This window comes from Paenibacillus lautus NBRC 15380, assembly GCF_004000945.1.
GTDB classification, from domain to species: domain Bacteria; phylum Bacillota; class Bacilli; order Paenibacillales; family Paenibacillaceae; genus Paenibacillus_AQ; species Paenibacillus_AQ lautus.
Genome location: NZ_BIMF01000003.1, coordinates 52321 through 68930 on the forward strand (window position 1 = coordinate 52321; position 16610 = coordinate 68930).

Sequence of the window (16610 nt, forward strand, 5' to 3'; positions counted from 1 at the left end):
CTTCTATTCATTGATTTCGGCTTAATTTCAGGATTTTCGATTCGGCTGGCGCCAGCTCGACCGTGAGTGTACCGTCCGATTGACCTGTCGTGCTTTCCCATACATCCAGGACCGTATAGGAAGCGTGCGCCTCGAGGCCGCACCGCTCCAAGGAAACCGTCTTCTGTACGGGCTCGGCCCCGTCAAAGTTAAATACAGCAATATACGTTGTTCCCGCTTCGTTTGGATGGGTCAGCACAAACGTATCCGCAGCCTGTTTCCCGAGATTCCCTTCTACGGGCACAAAGGTCCTGCCCAATCTGGCAATCTCGATGATCGCCTCATTTCCCAGCCAGTTCTTGGCGCGCCATGCCGCTTCCTCATGCCGGAAGTCATCGCCCAGCAGCAGCACCGTTCCCGAGATCACGGACGCGGTCAGACGGCTTCGCCCTTCATGGCGGGTCGTCGAATCCTGATTGAAGCTTTTATAGATTACGGCATGGTCCGGATCGTTAAAACGGTACAGCGTATCGTTCATCCACCACCCGTGCGTCAGCGAGTTCAGCAAATATTCCGTATCCTGGATCGTTCCGAACACATCGCAGGAAATTCTGCGGCTGTGCGCATAGGAATAAGGGAACAGCGGCGCAATCGACAGGTTGATGTAGAACGGTCTGCCGATCCGCTCCGGGGAGAGTTTATCCGTCAGATACGACAGGCCGTAATTGTACGCAGCGATTCCCGTCGTAATATCCGGGTTATAATGCTTGCCTTCCAGAGCCCCGTGAGCCATGAAGTCCAGCTTGATATACTCAAATCCCTCGGAGATGAATTTATCCATGAACCAATCGATTCGCGCCAGGTTCCCGGGATGCGTAGGATCAATCGCAAGTCCGCCGTCAACATCCGGCAAAATCTCGCCATCCTGGTCGCGAAGCAGGATATCGCCATAGGTGTACTTCCCATCGGTGCCCTCCACGGGGTTCCCGAACCCAGCCGGACTTCCCCAGAAAGCAAACGGCGTCCAATATGAACCGGGTTTGTGCCCGTTCTCGCGGACCCTTTTCAAGGCATCCTCCATCTCGGCAGGCGTCAGGCGATCCCAGAACGCATCGAAATTAATGTACAGGGTATTCTCGTTATGAAAGCCCTGCGGCTGAACCTCCCGCTTCAGAAAATCGCTTGTCGCCACATAGAGGTCGTAATCCAGCGTGCTCATGGCGGCCGACCAGCTGTTCCAGCCGATCGGGACGCCGCCGTCCCAGCTCAGAGCAGGCGCTACCTTCGTATTCGCTTCCCCATACGCTTCGAGTCCTGTCCGGTAATCGTCGTAATCCCCTACCATAACCAGCGGAGATTCGACGCGCGTTCCTCTTACATAGCCATGCGGCTGGGAATCTCGGGTCATGATGTCGGCCGCGCCAGCGTACAGCTCCACTTCATCCAGCTTACCTGCAGTTTCCCCTTTGACGCGAATGCCGGTCTTCCATACCTCATGGCTGATCGATCCCAGGATCAATCCATAACGGCGATCCGGCTGGAACAAGGCCGTCACTTCGTAGCTTTCCGTCTCCAGCGGGGCCGTCTCCGTCAGATAGCGCACCCATTTGTCATTATCATAAGGTACGCGCAGCACATGCAGTGCTTCTCCCGGAACCGTCTCGCTACCGCTGGATACGCTATCGGTTTTCACCACCGCAATGCGGTTAACCTTCATTTCTTCTTCGCCGACAATGACGACCCTTGTGATGAAAGATGAAGCTCCCTCATAGACGTAAAAATGCTGTTCCAGGCCTGGGAGCAGATCGGATTCATGCTTAATCACGGCATGGATTCCTGTTCCCAACGGATCTTGGATCTTCTCCGGCTGCCCTGTCATATAGTGGCGGTCGTAATGTCCCGTATGGTATTCCCGGCCCTGCCAGCGAAAGCCGCTTCGTACTTCTTTCAGAGCGAATCCCCTGCTGCCTGCGTAGGCGTAATCGCCTTTTTCCAAATCCACCTCAATGGCCACCAGACCATTCCCCAAGCGAATCTGAGTTTCGGCATTCACCCCCACGTTCACCGCCGTATCACTGCTTCTTAACATCTGTGGATTGCCTCCTTCTGCGTGCATCTGTGCTGCATTCAGGCCGTTATAGCATCAAGCGCCTTTTACAGCTTGCTACCATTATAGAAGGGCGGGTAAAGCGCTTACTATACAACGATCTTCCGATCCATATCGGGATATAACGCATCTGGAGCGACTCATTTGTTAAAATGCAATATGGGCTAGACCGTGTTCATATGGAGTTTAAATATGTCATTGACACGACACCAAATGGTGACCTAAAATTAAAATATCACTAAATGGTGTCCAATTAGAAGCTAACCTTTTGGATAGTTTAGAACCCGGATCAATTCCACTTAAAGGATGACCAATGTAGCGATTGCGCAGTTTATTTTATGACAAGTATGGGGGAACATCTAAAAATATTACCGATGACGTTACAAGAGGGAGATGGGGCAATGAGTTTTTTTCAAGATATGTTCTCCATATTCAAGAAGAGAGAACTATCATTTATAGAAAACCGCCAAGAAACAGAGGATGTCTATTTTTTCTATTTGAAAGAGAGAAAGATTTAACCTGGAAGGCCGGGCAATATGGTTTGTTCAGCATTACTCATAAGACCATAAAAAACCCTACAAAACCATTCAGCTTGGCAGCTGCTCCTACAGAGAATATGGTTAAATAACAACGCGTATCAGTGATGATCCCAGTGATTTTAAGAAAGCTCTGTTAGAATTAAAACAGGGAATGAAGGTTAAGATGAGCGGCCCTGTCGGTTCTTTTTATTTGCAAGATAACAGTCCTTCGCTTCTGATCGCAGGCGGAATTGGAATCACAAAGTAATCAGATTTCTAAGCGGAATATCAAAATGGATGCCTTTTTTGGGTATTAGTTTAGAATGGACATTAGAGATTAACGCTAACTCTCTAATCGAGTGATCGTCATTTCCAGGTATATCTGAAAATTTCACTTATAAAATCATGAGGCAGAGGTGGTGAAATTAACGGCGGTCCCTTCACACATCATTAGATTACTAACAACAAAATTAGACTTTTAGGAGGGTTGTCGTGATTGAGAATAATCCGTCCCGCGATGTATTTGACGCGATTGCAGATCCCACCAGGCGTCAACTGATTCATCTGTTATCACAGGCAGAGGAGAAACCGCTTCATGAACTAAAGGCAGAATTTTCAATGGGCCGTACAGCGGTATCCAAACATTTGACCATCCTTAAAGAGGCCGGACTGGTGCTCGACCGGAAAGTAGGCAGAGAAACGCGATTTAGGCTAAACGCCGATCCGCTTAGAGAAGTTCAAGATTGGGTGGCTTTCTATAGCAAATACTGGACTACAAACATGCTGCGCTTGAACCAGCTGTTCGAGGAGGATGAAAATTGAGTTTAATCTTATCCATGGATTTTCAGTACACGACATCGATCGAGAAGGCATGGGCCGCCTTAACCGATTCAAGCAAGTTAGCAAAGTGGATCACGGAAAATGATTTTAAGCCTATCGTTGGACATCGTTTTCAATTTCGCCATGAGCCGTCCGAATATTGGGATGGAATCGTTGACGGCGAAGTACTTATCGTAGAGCCACCCAACCGGTTGTCCTATTCTTGGGCTACCGGAGACGAGCGGCATACCGTCACCTGGACGCTGCAAGATTTAGGAGACGGTAAAGTTAACCTTCATCTCGAACAAACGGGATTCTCCCATGTTCATGGACTCGAAGGGGCCAGATATGGCTGGAAAGAATGGTTCGGCAAGTTTGAAAACGTGTTGGATCAATAACAGAGCGTTAACCCTGCTTGACTCGAATCAAGATAAGATGACAGGCATATGGTCAGCGAGATTCGCCAAAGTCCCTAGCCCGTATTGTCAACCCAGTTTTACACGCAGCCTGTGCTTGGAACCCACCCTGATCGCTAGAGCTGAGTAAATAGCTGTCGACATTCGGGTTGACCGCTTTCGTGCCTGAATCGCTATATACATTCGCCGGGCTTGATGCGACTTCCTGATCGACTGCGAAGTAGCGTGGGTCTATGCTAAATTATAGCGAATTAAAAAAGGGCACCTGCGATAGGTGCCCTTCGTTAGACCTATTCTTACCTAAGAATATCCGGCCGTTATTCTTATCCATAAGAAGACCAACCGTTCAGCTCTCAATTATACCTTAATTGAAGGTCATCCATGCCGTACTTCCTAGAATCTCGAAATTCTGCTTGAACCAGAAATTCCGTGATTTATCCAGGGAATAGACATACATTCTTTTGTTAGGATACTTCGCTTTGAGCCAGTTCACGAAGAAAGCCGCGTATCCTTTGTTTTCGAATTCTTTGAGTACATCCAAAGCTTGGATAAAGATAAAATCCTTCTTATTCTTGACATCAATATAGAAGTCCTTCTCTAAATACCGCTCATCGGCGCTAAAATAATCTTGTTCGGCCTTCTGCATGAGCTGCTTCCCGTTATCGTATTCCCACACGACTCCGTACCCCACCATCTCATCTTCCGCCTCAATAATGTAGATTTCCTCCGGTAATTCCGCGAGGTCCATCGTGCTCAGTTCCCCCGCATGATAGGCCGATGTAATTTCACTTAGACATCGCTGCATTTCATGATCAAATGACTTTGTAATCATCGTTGGCATTCTCTATTCTCCTTATGATCCATTAGCAAACATCTTCAAATCAAAAAAAGCAGGGCTCACATACGTTCCCTGCTTCTCCAGTTGAATGTGTATGGGTTATTGTCCTTCGCAATTCTACCACAGATTCAGCTGTGGGTAACCGTTCAACATATGATAGCTAATTCATTGAAAGATCACGTCGACCACTTTGGTCAATACCACGCACTCTATGACAAAGATCCCTAAACAACAAAAATAGAACACGGACAGCTTCAGCTCTCCAAATTGATCCTTCCAAAACCGTCTGCGGAACAAGGAGATGATATCCGGCGTAAACGAATACTTAACCGACTGCTTCAGATCATCCACATCATCAAAAACCCTTCTGAAAATCCACTTGTATATCGGAATGTTAAGAATAAACAAGACCACATACATTAGAAGTTCCACGAGGCCACATCACCGTCCCAGCCTAAACATGCTTCCACCAGATCCCCGCGCATTCCGGCACGGTGGACCATTGGTTCGCCTGAATCTTGTCCGTCAGCTCTTCTCCGAAAAAGAATCCCGTGTTATGCAGCGCCTCTTCAACTGTTTCAAAAACATAATCCGTTCGAATCCACTGATGGTTAAATCCATATTGATGCTCCAATTGTGCGTAATAACCCGTTAAGAAATCGGGAGGATTCGGGGTCTCCGTTCCTGTTCCCTTCGTTTCTAGAATCAAGATCGTCCCGCCTGGTCTCAAAACTCGCTGCAGCTCTGTCATGACAAGTTCAAGATTCTCACGCCAATCGTCATGACTCGAATCGGCCAGATAACTAATGCTCCAGCCCGATACGATCAGATCTACACTCGATGAATCAATCGGCAGGCTGCGATGATCAGCGACTACGGTCGTCCAATTACGAGAATCATAGGCTTCAGAACATTTATCATCCAAAATATCCAGCATCGGCTGCGCTATGTCAGTACATATCAAAGATCTGGCGTCTCCGGCTAGCAGCATGGATAATCGTCCTGATCCTGCCCCCAAGTCAAGTACATCCAGCCCCTCGAATGGTCTTTTTTCATAAATAACTCCCGATAAATCAGGCTGCTTGCTAATCATGGCCTCATAAGCTTCGGCCTGCTTATCGTAAATCCCGTTTGTCGACATAACATGCTCCTCCTATCTGAGCTAATTCTTCGCAGAGGTTCCTTGACTTCTGTTCATGAGTCCTTGGATCAACTTGTACCCGAAACACAATAGAAGCGAGAAGGCCACCATCATGAAGTACGTGTTTACATTAAAGAATTGATTATTCATATGGATCGATAAAATACCGGACGTGATGGATTCGATATGAGCCCAATCGACTTTACCATATTCCGATTCGAATGCTTCCGCTTGAATTTGTCTATAGATTTCGAGTCTTCGGAGCTGATATACATAACCCGCTATGATATAGCCAGCCAGGGTAAAGATCAACAAACTTAACGAGCTGAGGGACATCTTCACATCTTTGAAGACACGAATCCATTGATTGACCAGAACAAGAAAAAGTATGCTCAGAGGGATGAACAGCAGGATGGCAGGATTGCCATTACCCGAACTGGTGCCGAGTTTAGGTGTCATCGCATTCCCGAATAGAACCACGAGCAGACAGATTAATGCACTTATAAACAGCCAGGTGAATCGTTTCATCTTCAATGATCATCCCCCTCCCCTCAAGCTTCCCTGCAAAAGCCTGTAATCTCTTCATGAACGAGCTCCGGCATCTCATGATTGATCGCGTGACCCGCGCCATTAACGATGCGGTAACGCATCCCATTCGCCTCCAGTCTGGCAACCGCCTTCGGATAATAACTGAGCAAATCTTGCTCGCCAATAACGAACAAGGACTTGCTGCGAATAACCTGAATGTCGGCAGACGAATGGATGGTAATGGTATGCTTCATCATGGACCGATTATTGAAATACTTCAACAGATAGAACCAGTGTTGCAACAGCTCCGGGTTGTTCTCAAATGCATCTACATTCGTGCCGCACAGCTTGCGTAGCAGTTTACGCACACTCCGTTCTGAAGGGAACAGGGCTTCCGGCAGAAAAGCCCGCATCATTTTGCCCATCAGCTCAGATTGACTTCCGGCAATGCCGCCAGCCAAGCATACAATCTTTTTGACCCGATCCGGTCACGCGATGGCGTAGTGGTAGGCCAAATAAGCTCCATAGGATACGCCGGCGATATAGACTGCATCTACATTCATAGCTTCAAGGATCTCGTCCAACCATTTTGCCTGATTAAAGTCATGTGCATACCGATCGTTCGGCTCGCTTTTCCCCGAACCTCCGATATTATCCACGGCGACGATATGGAATTTCCGGGATAACTCCGCCACATTATATATCCACATCATGGCGACGTTATCGCCCGTTCCATGCAATAACAGCAGCGGGGGGAGGTCCGATGAACCTGCCGTTATTACGTGAGTTATCCCGTACGAGGTGGTTATTTTATGCTGCTGGTAAGGTACCGTCCATCCCGCCATCAGGCGGTCATAGGATTCATAGACGAGCTTTTGTCCATTATCACTTTTAAATCGCTTCAATAGATGCACCTCCGACACAGGACTCTACCTTCATTGCTAGCTTTTATGGTGTTCGGTATAAATACGAATCAATTCTTCCAGCTTATGTATGGACCTATACGGCTTTACTCCTTCGGAGTAGTCCCAGCTTCCATCTCGCGTAAACCATATGGGTTTGATACCGCATTGCGCTGCTCCGATGATATCGTTATGCGGATGGTCGCCGACGAACCACGTCTCTGATGGCAGTACGTTAAGCAGATCTAAAGCCCTCATATAGATTCTTGGATCCGGTTTTTTGACGCCAACCTCTTCGGAAATCACGATGGAATTGAAGTACTTGCGTATACCCAGTTGACGGATCTTCCCCTCTTGAACTTGGACGGTTCCATTGGTGATGATCCCAAGCCTCAGCCCCTTAGACTTCAAATGACGCAGTACGGGAAACAGCTGATCCATCGGCTGGATGCAAAGCGGGATTTCTTCCCTGAAAAATGTCAGGTATTCATCGGCCGTCGGCGGATTCACCCACTGAAGATGCTCGACCAGCATCTCATACACCTCCCGCTTATCCCGGTAGCCGTTATGATCCGCTTCCTTAAATCGCTTGGCTATCCTAAGCTGAGTATCTTCATCGGAATCCGGGAAATATCGGGCAATTAATCGCAGAATGAACGAGTCAATGGCAGCCCTTCTGTCCGTCAACGTCTCATCCAGATCAAAGATTATCGCTTTTAACGTCATAGGGGACCTGCTTTCTGTCAGAAATGAGCCCGCTCTCCATTCGCTTTGATGAAAATATGCTCGGGATATTTTAAAGCCGTGGGCGGAAGTTGATGCTCTGGAAAGAATACGAGTTCGGCAAACTCGTCATTCTCACGATCCAACTCACCCGAAATGATGCGGCACTCGAACACAATCGTGAGGTACTCCACTTGATGTCCGTTGCTGTACGTATATCGGCGTTCTTTTCCACCATATACCCCAAGGATTCGTTCAGGTACGATATCTAGCCCGGTTTCTTCCTTCGCTTCGCGAACCATTGCCTCTGCAGGGGATTCTCCCAGCTCGATGGCACCGGCCACTAGTCCCCATACATCTTCGCGATGCTTTCTTCCAAATAAAATAAAATCCTGATCATTGCGGATAATGCCAGCAACGGACGGCATAAATATTAACTGGTCTCCGATCTTTTCTCTTAGATCCTTATAGTAATCTGACATTCCCATATTTGAAAACTCCTTTGGATTCCAAGCAAAATGGATGATTTAGAACCTGTTCTCTATGATCAATGCCCTCATCGTATGTATCGCGCTGATTAAAGCATCTGTATCGCGCTGCCTACCTTTTGGGCTTGATGTTAATTCTATCATTTCAAGGGCCTGCTCCACGCTGACCCACTTGATTTCCTGCGTTTCCCCATCATAATGGGCGCTCCACACATCCGGCCTCATCAAAAAATACTTCGTCACGCATGTACCCGATTCATATTCACCCGGAATGGCTGCGATAATGCTGCATGTATAACCTGTCTCCTCTAACACTTCCCGGATTGCGGTTTCTTCCGGGGAGCTATCGCTTAATTCAGCACCGCCTTTGGCGAAGGTCCAAACATAGCCGCCCCAATGGCCGCTCGGACTTCTCATGAGGACCTCTTGATTCTGATTGAACACAATGCCTCCATAAGCATACTTGGATCTCCAGCTCAATTGGGCTCACTCCTTATGTAACTTCGCGTTTTCACGGTTTAATATGGATGTAATCTGCGCGATATGATGCTGGTTGTGCCACACAAATCGCTGCAGCGCGATATCCAGGGTAATGCTGCCGAGCACTTGAGTTCTCATGGTTCTTTTGAAATCCTCGGGCTGTAAGTCCTTAAGCAGGATAAGAAAACGAAAATGAAGTGTTTCCAGAAGCGTAAGCGAGTTCTCAATGGGAACCTCCGTGTAATCACTCAATTCAGCCCATAAATCCTCCCGGTACGAGTTTGCCGCCGGCTCCTCCTCGGTCAATGCACGTTTAAATCGCAAGTATGCGTTCATGTCGTTATCAGCCAGATGGTGCACGATTTGCTGAATGCTCCACCCTTGTTCACGATAAGGCATATGCAGCTGGGAAAGGGGGCATTTCATTATGATTTGCCGGAGCGTCGGTACGATTGAAGGTATCTGTTGTATAAACCTCTGCCTCTCCTCCAATGTCGGCTCCACCTTCGGCTCAAAGGAACCCAGGGGAAAACGGATACTGGCCACTTCCTTACCTCCTCGATACATCATCGTATTCTACAAATCCAGACAACAAACGATCTGTGTTTCTATTAAAACTCCGAAAAGGAATCCCGATAGGCTCATCCCTCTTTCACTCCTTTATTCAGAAAAAATACAAAATGACACGCTAAGAAATATGATTATGCGATTCGCTTGAAGTTAGAAGCAAAGACGGATGAAACAATTCAAGCGAGTGCTGAACGCCATTCTTGAGATTCTCCACAATCTGTCTCATCACGGCAGCATCCCGGAATTCCATGCTGTCATCCGCCAGGATATCGGGCAGCTTAACCCACCGGCTATCCTTAATCTCGCCAGCTCCCAATTGAAGCGAGCCCCCACCACTTCTCCGGTAAAATGAAACATAATAACAGGGTGATTCAAGCTGCTGATAAATGGATACACGCCTGTAGTGCTTGTCAACTGGACGTCATAACCCGTCTCTTCCTTCACTTCTCTTATAGCCGCCTCAAACATAGCTTCCCCAGGCTCGATGCGCCCTCCCGGGAAGGTCCAGGTATCCCGCACCGAAGGTTTATTTTCTTGGATGATGAGCACTTGATCCCCTTGAAAAAGGGTAACGCTGACCACAAGAACATTTCCATTTTCCGTCATATCCACATTCCTTTGCACATGATCATAAACAAACAGAACCCACCTTTGGCGTAAACACGAGGAGGGTTCTTGTATGAAATATTGGCTGATTAACATCATTCTACCGTTAACACACACAACGTGCAATCCGGCAGGGCCTTAGATCGTAATGATCGCAATATCAATATACCCTTCTTTCCCGTGTAGCCTCTTCAAGCCATGAGACAAGCCCCATTTTGCTAATATAGATTTCGTTTTGCACCACAATATAAGGAAACGGCGAACCCGCAGCAGCCCCCTGCCCTCTTTGCGCATTATCGGAGGAGATGATATTCTTCACCTGGTGCTCGGTAAGATCCAAGAATTCAGCGGTTTGTTCAAGAGTCATTAACGGACTTTCAGATTGCACCAAGTTGGCTTCATCCGTAACAGCTGGCACAGACTTTGAACCCTCAGTCCCCTGAAGTATAAAACTCGCCGCAACGATGGAAATCCCGATAATCAAAGAGCTGAAAATTGAACTGTAATTCAATGTCTTCAAACCATAATCACCTCGATTCATAATGGTATATTCCTGATACACTCAACCATTTCCTCCACGAATATCCAAAAGGAAAGCAAAAACCTAAAATATTGTAAATACGCAACCCGCTAAAAATAAGATATGATATGGGCAAATCAGGAAGGGAGGACAGGATAAACCTACTTAACACCCGCTTTAGAAGAAACATCATCTTGCACATGACGAAGGAGGAACTTTAATGAGAATCCCCAAAATCACCAGCCTGTTCATGATGCTTACATTTTTGACGTCGGCGTCGCTATCCGCTTCCGGCGAACTGGCAAGCACGGCCGAAGCATCGTCAGGACCTTTGCGCGTGATGAGCTTCAATCTGCGTTATGCCGCCAATGACAGTCAACCTTGGGAGAAGCGCCGCCCTGTCACGAAGAACCTGATTCTGGAGCATAAACCGGATGTCATCGGGACGCAGGAAGGACTTCACCGGCAAATCGTTGATATAGAGAACGATCTGCCGGGATATGACCGAATTGGAATCGGACGTGAAGGCGGGAACTTAGGGGAGTACATGGCGATTTTTTATAATACGGAGCGATTGAAGCCCTTGGAGCAGTCTCACTTCTGGCTGTCCGATACGCCGCAGACGATCAGCTCCGCCAGTTGGGGTAACCAGATTCCGCGGATGGCAACCTGGGTTCGCTTTCAGGATCTTCAGAACGGCAAAACCTTTTATATGGTCAACACGCATCTGGATCACCAATCCGAGGTTTCCCGGCAGAAGAGCGCCGCACTCATTGTCGACAAAATGAAGGCCTTTGCCTCGGATATCCCTGTGGTCGTGACCGGCGATTTCAATACCGTTCCGGGAAGCGATACGTATTCGATTTTTACAAGCAACGGGTTGTCGGACGGACATGTCACCGCCAAGAAACGCACCAACGATGACCTGGGAACCTTCCATAATTATAAGGACCCTACGGGCGGCGGCAGCGGAAACCGGATTGACTGGATTCTGCATAACCAAGACTGGAATGTCCTGCACAGCGAGATTATCAACTACAATGAAGACGGCCAATATCCGAGCGATCATTATCCCGTCATGATGGAAGGCATGCTGCAAAAGGCAAACAAAACCACCGAAGAAACCGTGCCCAAGCTGCCCTTGACCACGGCTCTGCACATCACTGAGATCGTCGCTAACTCGAACGAGCAAGGGAATTACAATTATGTGGAGATCTACAACCCGAATGACCGGGAAATCGACCTGGAAGGATATCAAATCTACTACTATTACGACCCTGCGCTTCCGTTCGATAAATCGAAGTCCAATCGCTGGACCATTACGAAGGATCGCTTCAGCACCGACACCATCATCCGCCCTAATGAAGCCAAGGTGATCTGGATCAAGAAGCAGCCTTGCTGTTATGACCTGAGTTTGGAGCAGTTCCTTGCCAACTATAGCGCCTCCGGAGATGAGCTCTCGCCTTCTCAACTGCTGGCCGTCTTCACGCCGGGGAACAATCAGGGGCTGAACGGAACCTCCACCAATGGACGCTCCTTGGGCATTTCGTCGCCATCCGGCACGCATCTTGTGGGCGTCCAGTTCAATAACGGTCAGCTGGATGCCGGAGTCAACGAATCGATCACGTATCTGGAGCCCGAACCGCTGACGAGCATTATGCAGAAAAAAGAGACCAACCAGGTCCCTTCTCCAGGTCAACCGTAAAATAAAAATCCCCCCTTGATCGCTGAAAGCGCCATCTAAGGGGGAATTACTTTATTAAATCGATGTGGATTTATATTGAACAGCCAAACACTGCTTCGCGATGTAAAAAATTTGACCCATATGCTCGGAATAATGCGTGGCGCATTGATGCAGGATGTCGAGATTGCTTCGTTCTTTACCGCGTACCGGTTGAACTTGTTCAAAGTCCTCGCTCGACATGGATTTTACCGTATCGATCAGGAATTGAAACCGGTTCTTCACGATCTGAATCAGATCATCCCGGCTGACAAATACCTGCGTCAACTCTTCCTCCCGGTTCCGCGTAACGTCTTGATGTAGAATCCCATTCATGACCCGCTCTTGAATGTTACCTTCAATGTGCCTGATCAACGTCGATATGCTCAGACTGGAATGGTTAGGCCGCCAATTGACTTGCTCATCGTTTAACTGCACCAACACTTTTAAGGTACGGCTGCGGATGTTTTCAAATTTGTCCTCCAGCCACTTCCGGTTGAACTCATGATCCATAACGCAACACTCCTTTTTCGGTATGATAAACGATTTGATGTCACACCTTCATCGCTTTCCAGATGTATTTGTGTTCACGGACTCCAAGCTGCCCGTCGATCTGATTCTCCCGCATCTTGGCCTCGAGTTCACCCTTCAATTCCGGCAAGGTGAAATCGGGATTTCCCGGCGCATCCGACAGAAACAATGCAAATTCTCGGGCATTCGGGAAGTACGTAATCGCTTCATTATACTCCTCAATCTCGACATTCATGTAGCCATTCTCCGACAATCGCCTTCGAACGGCAGTCACATCATTATGTATGCCGATAATGATGCCGCCTGAAGCTAATATCCTGGGATGTTCCAGGATCGAGGTGGGCCCTCTGCGGTCATAGATGAGATCAAACTGTCCGTCTTGAAAGGGCAACTCGGTTTTCGTTGTGGCATACACAAATTCCACATTCCCGATTCCGCTGCTCTCGAGCAAGGATTGGGAGATTCGGATCATCTCAGCGGAATTGTCAAAACCGATGATGTTCTCAGCATGCCTGGACATCCGGAGCGTGAACTCGCCATGCCCGCAGCCTGCGTCCAGCGCCGAATGAAACTGCGGCAGCATCTCCACTAACCGCTCCTCAAACACCTCTTCTGCCGACCTTCCGACTACGGTACACACCGCTCTTCCTTTGTAGCCACCATTCCTTCGTGCGATCATGTCATACCAAGCTATTCCCATACTTACCTCCTCCGCTGATAGGCTGCATTACATTCATCATCCAAGATAACAGAAACCTGTTGTTACATGATCCTCTATGGAAGCCGACAGGTACCCATTCAACCGATATATCTAATGACTTAAAATATTACCATTTTGTTCCGTAATGTCAACGGTTACATTGAAAAAAAATCCATCAAAATCATACCTTTATCTTTCAAAGTTCCCGATAGCATTCAGAAAAAACAATTGCTTTTGTCATAATTTGTCGTCTACAATGATGGGATATAAATCCAATACATAACTACATACAGGGGGATTCAAATGTTTCTAAGAAGGTGGAGTCGTTTATTATCTTTAACTCTTATTCTATCGTTGTGCATGACAACCATGGCAAGCGCGGCGGGATCCAGCCAAGCCAAATATGCCTGGGCCAATGAATCCGTTGATTTCCTGAGATCTCATGGGGTTTTTGAGAATATGGAGTATCGGACAAAAACGTTAGGCAAGATGGTGACCAAATCCGATCTTACCCTTATGGTTCACCGGTTGTTTACCGATTTCCGGGTCGAAGCCGATAAGAATATCAACATTCCCGGCGTCCCTGATGGGCACCCATCCTACCAGATCTTTAAGGATGTATACGGCAGTATACCTTCAGCGCCGAACGGATTAATCGGAGCCGCCGACAAAATCAATTATGGCAATGAAACCTTCAAGTATATACCGGAGAAAGTGCTGACTCGCTGGGACTTATTGATCACGCTGAATGCGCTGTTTGAAGATATTGGATATTCCTTGGAGTTATCGGACGGTGAGGAGGTTGCGAGACTGCGGGCGATTAAAGATCTCCCCAAGAGATATTTCAATTCCTACAAGCAATATGAACAATGGAAGTATGCCTATCAGCCGTTGGCACCCGAAATCGGATTGATGCAAGACAAAAAATGGGGGCCTTCCTTAGCCTCCGATCTCGATTACGTCAAAGCTTATGCCCTGCTCGGCTTTGCCGAGGCCGGCATCATGAAACCCGACGCGAAAGGGTATTTTCGTCCGAATCAAAAGGTAACGTTAGCCGAAACCGCAGTCGTCCTGCATCGTATTTACGATTATTATGAGGACAGCGACTATGTCCAGGAACCATCGGCAGATGATCTCATTCCGAATGGCACAAGAAACTTTATCTATGCGGGTTCCCCATCAGGGCACGGAGAAAGTCCGGTTGCTGACTTTGCTTTAGTGAATCCCGATTCCGTACCGGAATTCTATCTGGCCGTGAAGGCTTCAGAGAAAATCGACTTGCAGATCAACGTGAACGGGGAGCCTTCCTTTTATACTTACGAACAATTAAGCAACCCTAAGCAGCCTGTTCGTATAACCTTGAATGGCGCATCCTATGCGGAGTTCATTCCCATCATCCGAAGCAAGGGTCAGAAAGCCACCGATGAGAATAATAACATTAAAGTTATGTATTATTACGCTGATACATTTCAAGACTTTACTCAATTATTAGGGTATGAGACTGATCTCTAGTTAGGCTAATAAAGGGAGTGCACAACTGTTGGATACAGTTTGCACTCCCTTTTGTCATGGCACTAGTTACTTCAAGTTCTTAAAATGCTTGTCGTCCCGCTGCGCAGATCCTCAAATACCGGCCTTTGAACGGAGCTAATATCCTCTACATCAATCTCATGCAATGCCTTGAATTCCAACTGCAACGACTCGTTGTTCACATCGTGATGTATAAGTACTCTGCCTTGCTCCTCCGTCTTCCCTTCCAAATCCACCGTTACATTAAAAATAAACATGACAAACACGACTTCGTTTCCGTCCGGATATCGATACTGCATTCTTGGCCCGCTATAGACCGCATAGAGTTCATAATCGCGGACGACCAGCCCCGTTTCTTCGAGCACTTCCCGTCTCATCGTCTCTTCAACGGACTCTCCGGCCTCCATACCGCCGCCGGGAAGACCCCAGTTTCCATAGTCCGATCGTCTCTGAAGCAAAATGCGCCCTTGATGATCCCGGATGATGGCGCCGCCAGTCACGATGATTTTCATATCAGCATAATCCTCTCCACATACATATAGGCTGAGGGTTTACAGCATCAGCTTCGCTACGGATTCCCCCATAGACCACGGCATCACGCCGATTTCCTCAAAACCCGCTTTGACGTAAAGCTGTCTTGCCAGCTCGTTCTTCGGATCAAAACTTAGCATGAGGACATCCGTCCGGTCATGCTTGTTCCGGATTTCTTCGATTATGATTCGAAGTGCTTCTTTACCATATCCCTTCCCTTGATAATGCCCGTCGATCATGAAACGGTATATCCAATAGTTCCCGTCATCGGAGTCCAAGCCATACAACGCGAATCCGATCATCGTCTGACCATCATAAATCGCCATCGCTACAAAATGTTCAAGAAATTGAAACTGGGCAATCGAATATAGATTAGAGGCAATAAAGCCTTCTTGCTCCGGTTTCGCTTTCAGTTTAATGCATTCGGTCCAATTATCCTTATCAACGGGTTGCAGTCTAATCATGTCAAGCTCCTTCGGATGGTTGTTGGTTTTAACACTCGCCTACTCCAAATACTTAATAAAGTAATAATGCTGATGTCCCCTTGGGGCATCGTCAATACGAGTTATCTCTTGAAATCCATGTTTACGGTAGAATACCGGCGCTTGAAAGCTGAAGGTATTGAGCTTGATGAATGTGCACTGCTTTTCTCTTGCGATCCTCTCGATCTCCTGTAGCATTCTTGAGCCGTATCCCCGCCCCCGGAATCGATCATCGACCCATAGAATATCGACCTCAATCCAATTCCAGCAAAATACACTGTTGATACCGCCTGCGATTTCATCATTCTCATCTTTTATATGTAAGTTGATCTCCTTGTAATTCTGCTGCAAATCTTCTGCGATAAACTGTGCATTAAATTTAATCAAATTCGTCCGTACCGTTTGCGCTTCTTCAGAACTGCTTCGATGGATGTTGATCTGCGACATTTCGTCACGCTCCCTTCTCTTAACTTCTTGATTT

General features: G+C 47.4%; 22 protein-coding genes and 1 pseudogene. 5 read left to right on the forward strand and 18 right to left on the reverse strand.

Going from position 1 to position 16610, the window contains the following annotated elements:
* Nucleotides 1-7: 7 nt before the first annotated feature.
* Nucleotides 8-2068, reverse strand: a complete 2061-nt coding sequence (locus PLA01S_RS07230) for an alpha-galactosidase (RefSeq protein ID WP_127591195.1) — start codon at nt 2066-2068, stop codon at nt 8-10.
* 419 nt (nt 2069-2487) lie between these two features.
* Between PLA01S_RS07230 and PLA01S_RS07235 the strand changes: the two are divergent.
* The 3 genes and pseudogenes from PLA01S_RS07235 to PLA01S_RS07245 form a co-directional block, all read left to right on the forward strand.
* Nucleotides 2488-2866, forward strand: a pseudogene (locus PLA01S_RS07235) (FAD-dependent oxidoreductase); the annotation flags it as partial.
* A gap of 230 nt (nt 2867-3096) precedes the next feature.
* Nucleotides 3097-3426: an ArsR/SmtB family transcription factor gene (locus tag PLA01S_RS07240; protein WP_127591197.1), complete on the forward strand. Its 330-nt coding sequence runs from the start codon at nt 3097-3099 to the stop codon at nt 3424-3426.
* Complete coding sequence (locus tag PLA01S_RS07245) at nt 3423-3821, forward strand: SRPBCC family protein (protein ID WP_127591199.1); 399 nt, start codon at nt 3423-3425, stop codon at nt 3819-3821. Before PLA01S_RS07240 ends, PLA01S_RS07245 begins: the two co-directional genes overlap by 4 nt.
* 382 nt (nt 3822-4203) lie before the next feature.
* On the opposite strand, the gene PLA01S_RS07250 is transcribed toward PLA01S_RS07245, so the two are convergent.
* The 12 genes from PLA01S_RS07250 to PLA01S_RS07300 all read right to left on the reverse strand — a co-directional run bounded on the left by PLA01S_RS07250 (nt 4204) and on the right by PLA01S_RS07300 (nt 10677).
* The gene (locus tag PLA01S_RS07250) at nt 4204-4680 is read right to left on the reverse strand and encodes a GNAT family protein (RefSeq protein ID WP_127591201.1); all 477 of its coding nucleotides are present in this window, start codon (nt 4678-4680) and stop codon (nt 4204-4206) included.
* 162 nt (nt 4681-4842) lie between these two features.
* Nucleotides 4843-5109 carry a hypothetical protein gene (locus PLA01S_RS07255; protein WP_127591203.1) on the reverse strand — a complete coding sequence of 89 codons (267 nt, stop codon included), beginning with the start codon at nt 5107-5109 and terminating at the stop codon, nt 4843-4845.
* Nucleotides 5110-5131: 22 nt separating this feature from the next.
* Complete coding sequence (locus tag PLA01S_RS07260; protein WP_127591205.1) at nt 5132-5818, reverse strand: class I SAM-dependent methyltransferase; 687 nt, start codon at nt 5816-5818, stop codon at nt 5132-5134.
* Nucleotides 5819-5839: 21 nt separating this feature from the next.
* The gene (locus PLA01S_RS07265) at nt 5840-6346 is read right to left on the reverse strand and encodes a hypothetical protein (protein ID WP_246059403.1); all 507 of its coding nucleotides are present in this window, start codon (nt 6344-6346) and stop codon (nt 5840-5842) included.
* Between the two features lie 23 nt (nt 6347-6369).
* Nucleotides 6370-6807 (reverse strand): alpha/beta fold hydrolase, encoded by a 438-nt coding sequence (locus PLA01S_RS32455; protein ID WP_246059376.1) that lies wholly within the window; start codon nt 6805-6807, stop codon nt 6370-6372.
* A 27-nt stretch (nt 6808-6834) separates the two neighbouring features.
* Complete coding sequence (locus tag PLA01S_RS32460; RefSeq protein ID WP_246059377.1) at nt 6835-7251, reverse strand: alpha/beta fold hydrolase; 417 nt, start codon at nt 7249-7251, stop codon at nt 6835-6837.
* Between the two features lie 36 nt (nt 7252-7287).
* A complete protein-coding gene (locus tag PLA01S_RS07275) occupies nt 7288-7974 on the reverse strand; it encodes an HAD family hydrolase (protein ID WP_127591209.1) in 687 nt (228 codons plus the stop codon).
* A 17-nt stretch (nt 7975-7991) separates the two neighbouring features.
* A complete protein-coding gene (locus PLA01S_RS07280) occupies nt 7992-8459 on the reverse strand; it encodes an NUDIX domain-containing protein (protein WP_127591211.1) in 468 nt (155 codons plus the stop codon).
* A gap of 39 nt (nt 8460-8498) precedes the next feature.
* Nucleotides 8499-8939: an NUDIX hydrolase gene (locus tag PLA01S_RS07285; protein ID WP_127591213.1), complete on the reverse strand. Its 441-nt coding sequence runs from the start codon at nt 8937-8939 to the stop codon at nt 8499-8501.
* Nucleotides 8940-8945: 6 nt separating this feature from the next.
* Nucleotides 8946-9485, reverse strand: coding sequence for a YfiT family bacillithiol transferase (locus PLA01S_RS07290; RefSeq protein ID WP_246059378.1), 540 nt, complete (start codon nt 9483-9485; stop codon nt 8946-8948).
* Nucleotides 9486-9734: 249 nt separating this feature from the next.
* Nucleotides 9735-10115 carry an NUDIX domain-containing protein gene (locus PLA01S_RS07295; protein WP_246059379.1) on the reverse strand — a complete coding sequence of 127 codons (381 nt, stop codon included), beginning with the start codon at nt 10113-10115 and terminating at the stop codon, nt 9735-9737.
* 160 nt (nt 10116-10275) lie between these two features.
* Nucleotides 10276-10677, reverse strand: a complete 402-nt coding sequence (locus tag PLA01S_RS07300; protein WP_246059380.1) for a hypothetical protein — start codon at nt 10675-10677, stop codon at nt 10276-10278.
* A gap of 178 nt (nt 10678-10855) precedes the next feature.
* Between PLA01S_RS07300 and PLA01S_RS07305 the strand changes: the two genes are divergently transcribed.
* A complete protein-coding gene (locus PLA01S_RS07305) occupies nt 10856-12340 on the forward strand; it encodes an endonuclease/exonuclease/phosphatase family protein (RefSeq protein ID WP_127591217.1) in 1485 nt (494 codons plus the stop codon).
* Nucleotides 12341-12394: 54 nt separating this feature from the next.
* Here the strand turns inward: PLA01S_RS07305 and PLA01S_RS07310 are convergent, their stop codons facing one another.
* Both PLA01S_RS07310 and PLA01S_RS07315 read right to left on the reverse strand, forming a co-directional pair.
* Nucleotides 12395-12868 (reverse strand): DinB family protein, encoded by a 474-nt coding sequence (locus PLA01S_RS07310; RefSeq protein ID WP_127591219.1) that lies wholly within the window; start codon nt 12866-12868, stop codon nt 12395-12397.
* Between the two features lie 40 nt (nt 12869-12908).
* The gene (locus tag PLA01S_RS07315; RefSeq protein WP_127591221.1) at nt 12909-13586 is read right to left on the reverse strand and encodes a class I SAM-dependent methyltransferase; all 678 of its coding nucleotides are present in this window, start codon (nt 13584-13586) and stop codon (nt 12909-12911) included.
* A gap of 303 nt (nt 13587-13889) precedes the next feature.
* On the opposite strand from PLA01S_RS07315, the gene PLA01S_RS07320 reads away from it, so the two are divergent.
* Nucleotides 13890-15098 carry an S-layer homology domain-containing protein gene (locus PLA01S_RS07320; protein ID WP_127591223.1) on the forward strand — a complete coding sequence of 403 codons (1209 nt, stop codon included), beginning with the start codon at nt 13890-13892 and terminating at the stop codon, nt 15096-15098.
* Between the two features lie 71 nt (nt 15099-15169).
* Here PLA01S_RS07320 and PLA01S_RS07325 read toward each other — a convergent pair whose 3' ends face one another.
* Genes PLA01S_RS07325 through PLA01S_RS07335 form a run of 3 tightly spaced genes read right to left on the reverse strand, consistent with a single transcriptional unit; the run spans nt 15170 to nt 16576 of the window.
* A complete protein-coding gene (locus PLA01S_RS07325; RefSeq protein WP_127591225.1) occupies nt 15170-15628 on the reverse strand; it encodes an NUDIX domain-containing protein in 459 nt (152 codons plus the stop codon).
* A gap of 39 nt (nt 15629-15667) precedes the next feature.
* Nucleotides 15668-16111, reverse strand: coding sequence for a GNAT family N-acetyltransferase (locus PLA01S_RS07330; RefSeq protein ID WP_127591228.1), 444 nt, complete (start codon nt 16109-16111; stop codon nt 15668-15670).
* A gap of 39 nt (nt 16112-16150) precedes the next feature.
* Nucleotides 16151-16576 (reverse strand): GNAT family N-acetyltransferase, encoded by a 426-nt coding sequence (locus PLA01S_RS07335; RefSeq protein ID WP_127591720.1) that lies wholly within the window; start codon nt 16574-16576, stop codon nt 16151-16153.
* Nucleotides 16577-16610 lie beyond the last annotated feature (34 nt).